Genomic DNA, 12,833 nt, shown 5'->3' with positions numbered 1-12,833 from the left:
GCCCTACTTCTGATACAATAGGCTATGGGTCCGAGCGATTGCCCGCTCATTCTTCCAATCAATCCATTTTTGACCTTTTAACCTGCGCATGAGGTTGTCAAAATGTCGCATAAAAAAGATGTTGTACACTGCCTTTCCAAAATTCTTGGGTTTACGGGCTATGGCCCGAAGGCTCATGGAAAAGCCAGGGCTAATGTATTTCATGTGGTGCCAATACCCTTCGGGGATATAGAGCACATTCCCGTGTTCCAACTGGGCGATATGCCCCTTAGCGTGCTGCAATGCCGGCCATTTATCAAGATCTGGATTGGCAAAGTCAATATCTTCCCGAGTAATCAGGGAATGGGGAATCTTGTATAAAAACTTGGTCTCCGATTGTGAAAACAGAATGCACTGCTTCTTTCCCTCAAAATGAAAATGGAAAATATTGGCCAAATCAATATCGTAATGCATGAAGGTGTGCGAATTGCTTCCTCCAAAAAAGAGCATGGGCAACTTTTTCATCAAGCGAAGGCCGAAATCGGGATACGTAAAATCCTTTTGAAGCTCAGGTACTTCCTTAAGTACATTCCAAAGAAAAATCCGGTATTTGGTGGGTTTGCTTTTCAGCAGGTCGATGTAGTCCCGCATTTTCATTTGGGCATGGGGTTCATTGAACCCTTCATCGTGCTTCACGGGCCTGTCGTCATACAAAGGCACCGTTTTCTCCCCTGCTATTTCCTTGATATATTCCAAATTCCACTTGGAATGCGCTGGCCAATCCTCGATAAAACTTTCTATCACCACTGGCTTTTGCGGTTTGAAGTATTTTCGGATGAACTCCTTCTTGGATAAGGTTTTCTCCCTAGGAATTTGGTCAAGGTTAAGCTCCAAAATTTCAGTGATTTTGAAACAGCTAAATTAAGAAAAGGTTTTTAAACGGCTTCTTGTAGGTCTATTCCTCGGTAACCAACTTTGTTTTCTGTTTGGCCTCCTCGTTCCGTTCAATGGTGTGCCCCGGACGTGTCCACTTCGGCTTTTCCCCCTTCGATTCGAATTCGGAGTCTTCGGCTTCCACGGTTTTTGGCTGTGAGATCTTTGTGAACGGCTTCTGGGGATTCAAGCCCAAAAGTTCAAACATTTCCATATCCTCGTTTACATCCGGATTGGGGGTCGTCAACAACTTATCTCCCGCAAAAATGGAATTGGCCCCGGCAAAAAAGCACATGGCCTGACCTTCCCGACTCATCTCCGTTCGTCCGGCAGACAGTCTCACCTGCGTTTCGGGCATTACAATTCGGGTAGTGGCGACCATGCGTACCATTTCCCAGATGGACACCGGTTCCATGTCCTCCATGGGAGTGCCTTCCACAGCTACCAAGGCATTGATTGGAACAGATTCCGGTTGTGGGTTCAAGGAAGCAAGGGCAACCAACATTCCAGCCCTATCCTCCAATTTTTCTCCCATACCAATGATACCGCCGCTACAAACCGTGACATTGCTCTTACGAACATTGTCTATGGTGTCCAACCGATCTTGGAAGGCCCTGGTGGAAATAACGTCTTTATAGTAGTCCTCGGAAGTGTCCAAATTATGGTTGTAGGCATAAAGTCCAGCCTCGGCCAACCTTTTGGCTTGATTCTCGGTAAGCATCCCCAAGGTACAGCACACTTCCATATCCAATTTATTGATGGTCCGGACCATTTCCAATACTTGGTCAAACTCAGGTCCATCTTTTACATTACGCCAAGCCGCACCCATACACACACGTGAACTGCCTGAAGCCTTTGCCCTCAATGCCTGCGCCTTTACATGTTGCACGCTCATTAGATCGTTGCCTTCAATATCGGTGTGGTACCTTGCCGCTTGCGGGCAATATCCACAATCTTCAGGACATCCTCCAGTTTTTATCGAAAGTAGGGTAGAAACCTGAACCGTATTTGGGTCGTGATGTTGTCTGTGGACCGTGGCCGCCTCATAAAGGAGTTCCATCAGGGGCTTGTTGTAAATATCCAATATCTCTTTCTTGGTCCAGTCGTGTCGTGGTGTAATCATGGGTTGAAAGTAATTCAAATTCAAAAATAGCCCTAATTCTTTTAACCGTACAAGGATATAGCGTTAAATGGAACAAGCCCATGATATATGTCATGGGCTTGTTCTTAAAAAATAGGAGTGTTATTCAGGTTTTTCATCAATTCCTTTGGATTCCCCGTCCTTCGGTTTAGCTGAAGGGTCGGCTACATCTTTGCCCTTTAGATATTCGGGCAATTGCATTCCCGCCATATTGAACATCTCCTGCAAGGGTGGAACGGATTTATACATTCCGGAAATAAAATTTGCCGTAGAGTTTTTACCATCTTCGTTCTTGGCTCCAGAATCCCAAACGGTTACTTTGTCAATCTTGATATTCTTAATGGCCTCAGCCTGTTTTTCAACAAGTTCTGGGAGTTTATCAGCAATCAAGAGCAGGACAGCATCTTTGGGATTGTTGCCGGCGGCTTTAACAATTTGATCCAAACCTTCCGCTTGCTTGGTCAATACTTCAAAGATTCCTTTTGCCTCGGCCTCGGCTTTAAATAGGATTGCATCTGCCTCCCCCTTGGCTTTTCTTCGGATCATTTCCGCTTCGGCTTCTGCATCAATCTCCACTTTTTGCTTGTCGATTTCCGCAGGCACCACAATATCTGCCATTTGCGAGCTCCTCTCCCTTTCGGCCCTGGCCATTTCCGCATCTTTTTCGGCTGCATAGGACTCTTCAAGGGCTTTTGCTGCTTGGACTTTTTCCGCAGCAATTGCAGTACGTTCGGCTTCTGCTTCCCTCTGTCGGCGCAAGGAATCAGAGTTAGCAACATCAATTTTGGCCACGTTTTCTCCTTCAACGGCTTTCGCATTTGCAGCCGCTACTTGGGTACGTTCATCTTGAACGGCGTTAGCCTCGCCAATGGAACCATCCCTGTTTTTCTCAGCCACCGACTTACGAGCTGCATTGATTGCGTGGGCAGCAGCTTCCTTACCTAAGGCCTCAATATATCCAGACTCGTCAACAATATCGGTGATGTTTACGTTGATCAGCTTAAGACCCACTTTTTTCAATTCCGATTCCACACTTTGTGAAATGTTGGACAGGAACTTATCCCTATCTGAGTTGATCTCCTCAATATCCATGGAAGCCACAACCAAACGTAACTGTCCAAATATAATTTCCTTGGCCAAATCTTGTACCTCTTGCATTCCCAATCCCAAAAGACGTTCGGCTGCATTTTGCATAATTCCGGGTTCGGTGGAAATACCGATGGTAAATCGGGATGGAACATTTACCCGTATGTTCTGTCTACTCAGGGCATTGGTCAAATCCACTTCGATGGAAATCGGGGTCAGGTCCAAAAATTCATAGTCTTGGATTACGGGCCAAATAAAGGCCGCACCCCCGTGGATACATTTCGCGGAGTTTCCGGAGCCAACTTTTCCGTAGACCACCAGAATTCTATCCGACGGACATCTTTTGTACCTCCGTATGAAGGAGATGATGATAATAAAACCAAAAAGAATGGCAAATCCTATGGTTAAGAGCGAAGCACCTCCGCCCAATTGTAAAGGAAATAAAAGCATATGGTTATTTATTTAGGAGTTTAACAATCAATATTCCGTTATCGGTCACTTCTTTTACTTGGACCACATTGCCCTGTTTCAAATCCACATCCTCATCAGTCAGGGCCTGCAACTCGCGCAAGGTTCCCTGCACGTTGATGCTTACTTTGCCAATACTTGATCGATTGGCACCGATGGTTAGGTACACTTCACCTATTTGGTCCAGAGCGTTCTTGAGTTTTAGGGTTCCACTGCTCTGCATTTTGCTTAAATAATAGAATAGGGATGCCATGATGAACATCATTAACATTCCGCAAACCACGGAAATCAAAATGGTCAGTCCTGTTGAGAGGCCATTTTCCATACATGATATTCCGGACCACCCAAAAATGGTAAAAAAGCCCATTAAATTTTTAAAGGAGAGAAACTGAAAACCTATTCCGCTATCCCCATCAATATCGGCATCAATATCCCCACTCACATCGTCAACATCACCCCCAACAAAGGTTAATACCATCAAAATCAAGAGTATGGCAGAACCTGCAATGGCGGTTATCCAATACACTTTTTCAAATAGGGTCAGAGCGGTATACCATTCTTCCATAATCAATAGTTTTAGGTTGTTTTTTGAGTAAAAAAAGATAAGACTTTATGTAATAAAAATGTCTTATTTGGAAAGTAAAATGGACACGGCATTTCCTCCAAAGCCCACAGCATTGACCATTATGTTTTTAATGGCTTTCGAATTCGGTTCCTGATTAAAAAAAGGAGTTGAGATATAGGTTTGGTGCTGTAACATGAGCAGGGCCAACTCAACGCTCAAAAGTCCCGAGGCACCAAAAGTGTGACCTACTTTCCACTTATTGGTAGTCAAAAAAGGAATTTTGTTACAGAATATTTTTTCGATGGCCTTCAATTCCGATACATCGCCCTTGACCGTTCCGGGGGAATGAAGTATAATAGCATCAATTTTCGAAGGGTCAAGATGTCCCAAGGCCATCTTCATTGAATCTTGAAAACACACCGCATCCGAAGAAATGGAAACGTTATGTTCCAAGGGTTCTGTTGCAAATCCAATTCCAGAAATATAGCCCAACGCATTGTTCTTTTGGCCACTTTCCAAACAGGCAAGTGCAGAACCATCCCCCAAAATCATGGAGTTCTGTTTTTTGCCAAAATCCATGGCTCGGCAAGGGTAGTCGCCATCTTCCTTGCTATAAATCTTAAGGGCCTGCATCTGTGCAATCGTAAATGGTGTAAGGGGCGCTTCGCTACCACCCACTAAAAATTTATCCGAAAGCCCACTTTGGATCCAAGCTACCGCGTTCAAAACAGCATGCAGGGCCGTGGAACAGGTAATGGAATGGGAGATATCCGGTCCCTTGGACTTTAGATCATGGCCTACCCACGAGGAAATGTTGCCCAAAGTTGTGGTAGGACTCGACAAGGTGGAGGACTTCCCCTCTTCCAAAAACTCCTGGTGGAATTTTTCAAACAAGGCGGTCGCCCCTCTTGAAGATCCTATGTTAACCCCAAAATTGGTTTCGCTTTTCCATCCTGCGGCGGCAATAGCTTTTCGTGCCGTATACATCGCAAAGAGCACGGAAGCATCCAAATCCTTGTACTTGGCATCAGAATGCCTTAAATCTTCAATGTTAGATTGTATGGATTCGGGGAGTACGGATGCCCAAACCGTTTGATTACCAATCCTAGTTTTGGAAATATGATGCTTCCCATTCTGATAGGATTCCCAAACTTCTTCGGAAGAGTTTCCCAAGGCGGAAATGGAGGAAAGGGCTGTTATGGCTATGGGTTCTTTGAGCATTTATTGTAGAATTACACGATTTCCAAGGCAGCCTTAACAGCGCTATAAATTTGTTGCATCTGGGTTTTGGAAATGACATAGGGTGCTAAAATATAGATGGTATTCCCCAAAGGTCTTAGAAATACCCCTTGTCCCATAAAATGATTAAATAGTTGGTCCCTTAAATTTCCGTAGCGTTCCGTCTCCACATTTAAATCCAATGCATAGATAACCCCCAATTGCCGGGTACGGGCAACTTTGGGATGGTCTTTAATCTCCGCATCAAAAGCCTTATGCCATTGGATAATATTTTGGATATTCTCCTGAATTTCATCCGTTTGCAGCAATTCAACGGCGGCCAAAGCCGCTGTGCAAGCCAATGGATTTGCTGTATAAGTATGACCATGGAACAAGCCTTTGGTAATCTCATCGCTATAAAAAGCCTGGTAAACCTCTTGTGAACAGGTGGTCAACCCCATGGGAACCAACCCTGCCGTAAGAGCTTTGGACAAACATATAATATCGGGTTGGGTCTTCAGGTGATCCGATGCAAAATGCTTCCCGGTCTTTCCAAATCCAGTCATCACCTCATCGGCAATGGTAAGCACCCCATGTTCCTTCAGCAACGCAAGGATTTGTTCCAATCCCTCGGCATCATGCATTTTCATGGCGGCGGCTCCCTGCACAAGTGGTTCATAAATGAACCCAGCTATGGTATTATCCTCCAACCGACTTCTCAATGTTGCTAAAAGTTCGTCGATGTTCTCGGATGTGGGTACTGGAATTCGCTCTACCTCTATAAAGAAATCCTCGAAAGGCCCATTGTATACCGATAAACCCGATACTGACATAGCACCGAAGGTGTCTCCGTGAAACCCTTCTTCAAAAGCCAAAAGCACATTACGCTTTTGTCCCTTGTTAAAATGGTACTGCAGGGCCATCTTAATTCCAATCTCGGTAGCTGTGGAACCATTGTCGGAAAAGAATAACTTTTGCTGATTTTGGGGCAGTATTCCGATTAGCGCTTCAGACAGTTTTACTGCTGGTTCATGGGTAAAACCACTAAAAACCACTTGATCTAACCGCTGCATTTGCGCACTGACTTTTTCCAGGATATACGGGTTGCAATGCCCATACATGCAGGTATACCAAGAGGAAATCCCATCGACATACCCTTTTCCGTCCTCATCGTAGAGCATTACGCCCTCGGCCCTTGAAATGGCCAACATTTCCGGATGGGTTTTATGTTGGGTAAGCGGGTGCCAAAGGTGTTTTTTGTCCCTTTCAGATAACTTTTCCAATGCAGTGGGATTAGTCAAAAGCTTCAATTTATCTATCTTGCAAAGATGGTAATTAAAACCTAAAAAACGCCAACCCAAAAGTGCCAAAGAGAGTTATTGATTTTTTCACCTTCCAAACCGACAAGCTTAACTGGAGAAGCGTATTTTGGTTCCTGTTCTTTATTGCCCTTTTTGTGCGGTTTCCGTTTTTCTTTCGGGATTATGTGGATCGGGATGAAAGCACCTTCATTATAATGGCACAATCCTGGGTAGATGGCTATTTACCCTACACAAAATTATGGGACCTGAAACCTCCTATTACCTTCTTGGTTTTCGCCGGCATAATTTCCGTATTTGGTAAGAGCTTTTTGGCCATTCGATTGATTGGGACCCTAATGGTGGTCCTCACTTCCTTATTTGCCTATGGTATCGCCTCCCGAATCACGTCTCGAAAAGTGGCGTTTTGGTGTGCGGTTTTTTGTGTATTCTTTCAAAGTCTTTTTGGCAGTTTGCAAGGGGTAATGTCCGAACATATTTGCACCCTCTTTTTTGTAATTGCCGTATACCTTTTACTGTCCAAGGACAAATGGTGGTGGTATATGATCATTGGCCTGCTCTTAGGACTGTCCGTCATGTCTAAATTGAACATGGCCTATCCCCTTTTTACATTGGGGCTCTTTCTATTTTGGAAGGCACTTGTTGGCGGTAAATTTTGGAGCGATATCCGCAATCTGGTGCTCATGGCCATAGGATTTATCTTGCTCGTATTTCTTACAGCATTTCCCTACCACCTTCAAGGTGAACTTCAGGTTTGGTGGGAGTCTATATTTGAAGCCCCCTTGGCTTATTCACAGTCCAAATTTCATTCCATAGGTAAGGCCCTCCCCTTGGTATTGGTAGTCACCGTTCTCATTGCCCTGGGTTCGGTTAAGAAACTGATCGATATTTCCTCCAAAGAAATTCAGATTTTGATCGTGGTCATCGTGGGAGTGTTGGCCTCTTTTTTGCAAACAGGAAAAGTGAACGGACATTACCTGATCCAGTTGTATCCTTTTGTGCTGATACTCGTTGGCATTGCAATCAGTAAGCTACCTCCACTTGGCAAAGGGCTAAAAACTGTGGCCGCCGTGCTACTGGTTCTCATTCCCATGGAGTCCTATCTAGAATACGCCAACATTGTGAAAAACAAAAGTGTTAAAAGTTCCTTTTTTAATGGGGAGGGGATCGATGTGCCCAAATACATCCTCGAAAACCAAATGGACACCCAAAATATTTTCTTTACGGAATACCATATCGGGTACTGGGTTTTGGGAGTGGACCCACCAACGAAAGTAGCCACCCATCCGAGCAATATTACACGAGATAAATTATTTCCCTATATGAACAATCCTCGAACCACTGGAATGGAGGAACTTGAATACATTATGGAAGAAATTCGTCCCAAAGTGGTGGTGGCCCGGAAAGGGAAGAAAATTTTTGACAAAAAACTGTTGGATTACAATACCTACATCGACGCCTATTTGAACCAACACTACAAACTGATAAAAACCATTGATAGAGGTCTCATCTACCAACGGCTAGAATGATTGCAAAGCAGTTCTGAAATCAAGGGCATACTTACGGATAACCTCCTTATCAAATCCCTTTTCCTCATTGATTCTTCCCAAAAAGACAACACCTGTTTTCTTTAGAATTATCGCTTCGGTTGTAGGATGTTCATTACCACTGAAAATTATCCCAATATCCAAATTCTTTTCTTGCAACTTCTGGACAGTTAGCAGGGTATGGTTAATACTTCCCAGATAATGGCGTGACACCACAATCACCTTATCTGTTGGTTGGATTAAATCAAAAATGGTATCTGTGTCATTCAAAGGCACCAATAAGCCTCCTGCGCCTTCAATGACCAATTCATTGTCAGTTATTGGCCTATTGATTTTAGTCAAATCAATCTTGACCTTATCAATATCTGCGGCGGCGTGCGGACTCATAGGAGTGTTTAAGGCGTAGCTGTTACCATGAAACGTCGTTTTAGCATTGCTGATCATACCTTTTATCTTATCGGTATCGGAAAAATGCAAATCTCCTGCCTGAACAGGCTTCCAATAGTCCGCCTCCAAAGCCTCCACCACAATGGCAGAAACAATGGTTTTGCCCACTTCGGTTGAAATTCCAGTAATAAAATAGTTCATGGCTCGGGTTTGGTGATAAAGTTACAGTTGGTACAGCGGTATTTACGGGTTTCAAAGAAGGGGAAAAGTTTGTAAAAAACGCCCTTTCTAGAATAATAAATTTCAGACTTTTCTGCCTTGCAATTTGGGCATACAATAGGCTTGCCGTCTTGGTCGGCCGCATATCCTTTAATTTCGTTGTAAACCACCAAAGCCTGATCTTTTTGACTTTTGTATACCTGAAGTCGAACCCTAGAGTTGTTAGTTAAGGTATGATAGTTCAAATTTTCCTCCCAGATAAAAGCTGGAATACCTTCGGATTCCAATTTTGATTTGGCAAGTTGGGCATCCGACTCCAAATGAAAATAAGCTAGGGTATAAAACTCCTTCTTCAAATTGATAGCTGGTTTTTAGTTTCCTCTACGAGTTGTACAATTTCTTCTTCTGAATTAAATGCATGCAAGCAAAACCTTAATCGCTCCTGGCCTTCCACAACCGTGGGTGAAAGTATGGGTTTCACATCAAATCCCTTTTGCTGCAATGCCCCTGCCAGGGATTTTACTGTCCCGTTTCCAGGGACCAGTAGGCAATGCACTGCTGAATCGCTTTCAACAAACCGATCAGCAATCCCGAGTTTATTTATTTCAGCCTTAAAAAGGCGAATATTTTGTTCAAGAACATCCAAACTTTCAATTCCTGCATTTTTTAAATGGTGGTACGAGGCCAAAATCGTTGCAACCGAATGGGGTGAAAGGGCGGTGGTATAAATGAAACTTCGGGCAAAGTTTATGAGATACATACGTAGTGCAGCGCTACCCAAAATAGCCGCACCATGGCATCCCATGGCTTTTCCAAAGGTGATAATCCTTGCAAAAACCTGATCTTGGATTCCCAAGGCACAAACCAAATCCCTTCCCTTGCCATATATGCCAGTGGCATGAGCCTCATCAACAATCAGGTGATACCCCTGTTCACTACAAAACTGGGAAAACGCCAGTAAATCCGGAGAATCCCCATCCATAGAGAACACGGATTCGGTCACAATATATACCTCGGGCCTATTATTCGAGGACTGCCCTTGCTTGCCATTCCCGGTGGGGCCATCAAGTGATGCCACTACCTTCTTCTTTACATCCTCCAAATCGTTATGGGCAAATTTGTGGCTTTTCGCATTTCCCATTTTAATACCGTCGCGGATACTCGCATGAATCAATTCATCGTAAAGGACCAAATCCCCGCGTTGGGGAACTGAAGCGAAAAAACCAAGGTTGGCATCATAGCCCGAATTAAAAACCAGGGCGGATTCAGCCTTATGATGTTCGGCGAGAAAGTTCTCCAATTGCGGGTATAGGACATGGTTGCCCGATAGCAATCGGGATCCCGTGGCCCCATTGCCATCACATCCGACGGTCTTTAAAATTTCCAGCGCTTCCAGATGTATAGCCGGTTCTCGGGAAAACCCTAAATAATCATTGGAAGAAAAACCAATCAAATTCTTGGGAACGGGAAGGTTCCGAACTGAATCCTCAGCTCTCCTTTTCGCCAGTTTTGATTCCAATCTTGAAGGTAGTTTCCCCATGCCCCAAATTTAGTGCATACTGTTTTTAAATGTTTAAATTAGTTGCTTTCAAAAGCTTTAAAATGAAGATATCTTCCTTCTTTTTTTTCCTATTAATCACATTTTCATCAGTTGCCCAGGTCACCCAATATGAAATCTCCTTTGAAAATGCAGTACACCATGAAGCTGTTGTCAAGGTTGCCTTTACCGATCTTCCCAACGAGATCCTTTCCGTTAGGATGAGCAGAACTTCTCCCGGACGCTATGCACTGCACGAATTTGCAAAAAACGTCTATGCCCTTAAGGCCATGGACAGCAAAGGAAAAATATTGGAGGTAAAAAGACCCAATCCATACGAGTGGCAAATCTCTGGACATGACGGAACGGTAATACTTCAATACACCCTATATGCCAATCGTGGGGATGGTACGTATGCACAAATTGATGAAACACACGCGCACCTGAACATCCCGGCCACTTTTATGTATGCTCCTTCTTTAGCAAATCGAAAAATAGAAGTGACCTTTAAGGTAAGGCAGGACCTCGGCTGGAAAGTGGCCACCCAGTTGCCATTGGAATCTGGGAATACCTATTCCGCTCCAAATCTGTATTATTTTATGGACAGCCCTACCGAGATAAGCAATTTTACCCTCAAGTCCTTTGAATTGGATGGCCAGATCATACAATTGGCCTTGCATCACAATGGAACAGAGGAAGAAGCGGATACCTATTTTGAAAAGGTTCGCAAGACTGTTTTGGAGCAAAAGGAGGTCTATGGGGAACTTCCCAAATTTGATTATGGCACCTACACCTTTTTGGCCTGTTATGTGCCCAATGCTTCTGGTGATGGTATGGAACATAGAAACTCCACGATATTGACGAGCACCCGAAGCTTGGCCAATGGAGGGCTGGAACGAAATGTAGGAACGGTCTCCCACGAATTTTTTCATGCTTGGAATGTAGAACGCATTCGGCCAAAAAGCTTGGAGCCCTTTAATTTTGAAGCAGCCAACATGAGTGGGGAACTTTGGTTTGCAGAAGGATTTACCAGTTACTATACCAACTTGATCCTTTGCAGGGCAGGCTTAATTACCCCTAAGGAATATGTGGAAGGTTTAACCGGAACATTCAACTATGTTTGGACATCCCCAGCCCGGCAATTTTTCAATCCCATTGAAATGAGCTATCAAGCTCCTTTTGTTGATGCCGCCACTTCGGTGGATCCTGTAAACCGGGAAAATACCTTTATTTCCTATTATTCGTATGGTAGTGTTTTGGGGTTGGCCTTAGACCTTTCGCTTAGAAAGCAGGGTCTAAATTTGGATGACTATATGAAATTGGTCTGGAACACATTCGGTAAAAAAGAAGTGCCCTATACCATAACCGACCTTCATGAAACCCTAAATCAATATGCCGGTAAGGCTTTTGGGGATTATTTTTTTCAGTCCTATATCTATGAAAGCGGTATACCGGATTACACTGCATTGTTTGGTGAGGCTGGAGTGTATTTGGTTCAGGACAAGAGTAAGGTCTTCTTTGGTTCCCGTGTTTCCATATCCCCAGAAGGAGGTAATCTGGCAAGCAATCCCGTTATTGGGTCCCCTGCCTATAAGGCAGGATTGGCCAAGGGAGATGTACTTTTGGCAATCAACAATATTCCTGTTGCCGGGGAACAAGGATTCTCGAGCTATCTGGAACAATATAAGCTTGATGAGCCACTACAGATAACATACTCCCGGCACGGGGCGCAAAAGGAAACAACCTTAGTTTTGAAGCCCAGTCCGTCCTATACCATTGGTCTGATGGAAGATATGGGAGAAACACCAAGCCAAGCTATGTTGGCATTCAGAAAATCTTGGCTTAAGACAAAACAATGATTCGGTGCACCCAAGCGTCTACCAGAACCCAGCTCGAACAAATACTTGAGTTGCAGCGGCAAAACCTGCCAAAAAATCTAACAGAAGAAGAACGGCATAAAGAGGGATTTTTAACTGTGGAGCATTCCTATGAAATCCTGAAGGAAATGAACGAGGTATGTGGTCATATCATAGCCTTGGATAGCGATAAAGTAGTCGCTTATGCCCTTTGCATGCATCCCAAATTTGCCGAAAGCATCGAAGTGCTAAAGCCCATGTTCCACGAAATCAACAAAGTTGTGCAAGGGAAACACAACTATATGGTGATGGGTCAAATTTGTGTCGCCAAAAGCCATAGAGGCCAAGGGGTTTTCCGCCGATTGTACAACACCATGAAGGAGCGATTACCCCAAGGGATTGACACTATAATTACCGAGGTCGATGGTAAAAACCAGCGCTCCATAAATGCCCATGCTGCCATTGGGTTTACCGAACTGAAAAGGTATATGGGAGAACAAGGAAAAGAATGGGTTCTGATCCAATTGCAATAAAAAAAGCCACTTGTAAACAAGCGGCTTTTATAAAGTTTTTCTGAA

12 protein-coding genes are annotated in these 12,833 nt (G+C 44.0%); 3 read left to right on the top strand and 9 right to left on the bottom strand.

Translation table 11 applies throughout. The features are described 5' to 3' along the window. Positions 1-3 precede the first annotated feature (3 nt). From M3P07_RS13445 to bioA, 6 genes are all read right to left on the bottom strand, one after another. The gene (locus tag M3P07_RS13445; RefSeq protein ID WP_249970447.1) at positions 4-873 is read right to left on the bottom strand and encodes a cupin-like domain-containing protein; all 870 of its coding nucleotides are present in this window, start codon (positions 871-873) and stop codon (positions 4-6) included. A gap of 61 nt (positions 874-934) precedes the next feature. After that, positions 935-2,035, bottom strand: coding sequence for a biotin synthase BioB (gene bioB / locus M3P07_RS13440; RefSeq protein WP_249970446.1), 1,101 nt, complete (start codon positions 2,033-2,035; stop codon positions 935-937). Between the two features lie 120 nt (positions 2,036-2,155). Further along, positions 2,156-3,589, bottom strand: a complete 1,434-nt coding sequence (locus tag M3P07_RS13435; protein ID WP_249970445.1) for a flotillin family protein — start codon at positions 3,587-3,589, stop codon at positions 2,156-2,158. A 4-nt stretch (positions 3,590-3,593) separates the two neighbouring features. Further along, positions 3,594-4,172, bottom strand: a complete 579-nt coding sequence (locus M3P07_RS13430) for a hypothetical protein (RefSeq protein WP_249970444.1) — start codon at positions 4,170-4,172, stop codon at positions 3,594-3,596. Between the two features lie 63 nt (positions 4,173-4,235). Beyond that, positions 4,236-5,393 (bottom strand): beta-ketoacyl synthase N-terminal-like domain-containing protein, encoded by a 1,158-nt coding sequence (locus M3P07_RS13425; RefSeq protein ID WP_249970443.1) that lies wholly within the window; start codon positions 5,391-5,393, stop codon positions 4,236-4,238. Between the two features lie 11 nt (positions 5,394-5,404). Next, positions 5,405-6,673: an adenosylmethionine--8-amino-7-oxononanoate transaminase gene (gene bioA / locus M3P07_RS13420; protein ID WP_249970442.1), complete on the bottom strand. Its 1,269-nt coding sequence runs from the start codon at positions 6,671-6,673 to the stop codon at positions 5,405-5,407. 80 nt (positions 6,674-6,753) lie between these two features. On the opposite strand from bioA, the gene M3P07_RS13415 reads away from it, so the two are divergent. Next, positions 6,754-8,238 (top strand): ArnT family glycosyltransferase, encoded by a 1,485-nt coding sequence (locus M3P07_RS13415; protein ID WP_249970441.1) that lies wholly within the window; start codon positions 6,754-6,756, stop codon positions 8,236-8,238. On the opposite strand, the gene bioD is transcribed toward M3P07_RS13415, so the two are convergent. Genes bioD through M3P07_RS13400 form a run of 3 tightly spaced genes read right to left on the bottom strand, consistent with a single transcriptional unit; the run spans position 8,230 to position 10,402 of the window. Next, positions 8,230-8,844 (bottom strand): dethiobiotin synthase, encoded by a 615-nt coding sequence (gene bioD / locus M3P07_RS13410; protein WP_249970440.1) that lies wholly within the window; start codon positions 8,842-8,844, stop codon positions 8,230-8,232. The two genes, M3P07_RS13415 and bioD, sit on opposite strands and share 9 nt — an antisense overlap. Continuing rightward, positions 8,841-9,218, bottom strand: coding sequence for an SPOR domain-containing protein (locus tag M3P07_RS13405; RefSeq protein ID WP_249970439.1), 378 nt, complete (start codon positions 9,216-9,218; stop codon positions 8,841-8,843). Before M3P07_RS13405 ends, bioD begins: the two co-directional genes overlap by 4 nt. After that, complete coding sequence (locus M3P07_RS13400; RefSeq protein WP_249970438.1) at positions 9,215-10,402, bottom strand: aminotransferase class I/II-fold pyridoxal phosphate-dependent enzyme; 1,188 nt, start codon at positions 10,400-10,402, stop codon at positions 9,215-9,217. Before M3P07_RS13400 ends, M3P07_RS13405 begins: the two co-directional genes overlap by 4 nt. Before the next feature lie 62 nt (positions 10,403-10,464). Here M3P07_RS13400 and M3P07_RS13395 point away from each other — a divergent pair, with 62 nt between their 5' ends. Continuing rightward, positions 10,465-12,258, top strand: a complete 1,794-nt coding sequence (locus tag M3P07_RS13395) for a M61 family metallopeptidase (RefSeq protein WP_249970437.1) — start codon at positions 10,465-10,467, stop codon at positions 12,256-12,258. Next, the gene (locus M3P07_RS13390; RefSeq protein WP_249970436.1) at positions 12,255-12,788 is read left to right on the top strand and encodes a GNAT family N-acetyltransferase; all 534 of its coding nucleotides are present in this window, start codon (positions 12,255-12,257) and stop codon (positions 12,786-12,788) included. Before M3P07_RS13395 ends, M3P07_RS13390 begins: the two co-directional genes overlap by 4 nt. Positions 12,789-12,833: the final 45 nt, after the last annotated feature.

It is taken from the genome of Flagellimonas myxillae (assembly GCF_023502235.1).
Taxonomy (GTDB): domain Bacteria; phylum Bacteroidota; class Bacteroidia; order Flavobacteriales; family Flavobacteriaceae; genus Flagellimonas; species Flagellimonas myxillae.
Note: the sequence above shows the minus strand (reverse complement) of the source record. Positions and strands in the feature narration are given on the sequence as shown.

Excerpts from the sequence above, each read along its gene's own strand:
- bioB (WP_249970446.1), bottom strand. The coding sequence starts at position 2,035 with ATGATTACACCACGACACGACTGGACCAAGAAAGAGATATTGGATATT.
- M3P07_RS13435 (WP_249970445.1), bottom strand. The coding sequence starts at position 3,589 with ATGCTTTTATTTCCTTTACAATTGGGCGGAGGTGCTTCGCTCTTAACC.
- M3P07_RS13430 (WP_249970444.1), bottom strand. The coding sequence starts at position 4,172 with ATGGAAGAATGGTATACCGCTCTGACCCTATTTGAAAAAGTGTATTGG.
- M3P07_RS13425 (WP_249970443.1), bottom strand. The coding sequence starts at position 5,393 with ATGCTCAAAGAACCCATAGCCATAACAGCCCTTTCCTCCATTTCCGCC.
- bioD (WP_249970440.1), bottom strand. The coding sequence starts at position 8,844 with ATGAACTATTTTATTACTGGAATTTCAACCGAAGTGGGCAAAACCATT.
- M3P07_RS13400 (WP_249970438.1), bottom strand. The coding sequence starts at position 10,402 with ATGGGGAAACTACCTTCAAGATTGGAATCAAAACTGGCGAAAAGGAGA.
- M3P07_RS13395 (WP_249970437.1), top strand. The coding sequence starts at position 10,465 with ATGAAGATATCTTCCTTCTTTTTTTTCCTATTAATCACATTTTCATCA.
- M3P07_RS13390 (WP_249970436.1), top strand. The coding sequence starts at position 12,255 with ATGATTCGGTGCACCCAAGCGTCTACCAGAACCCAGCTCGAACAAATA.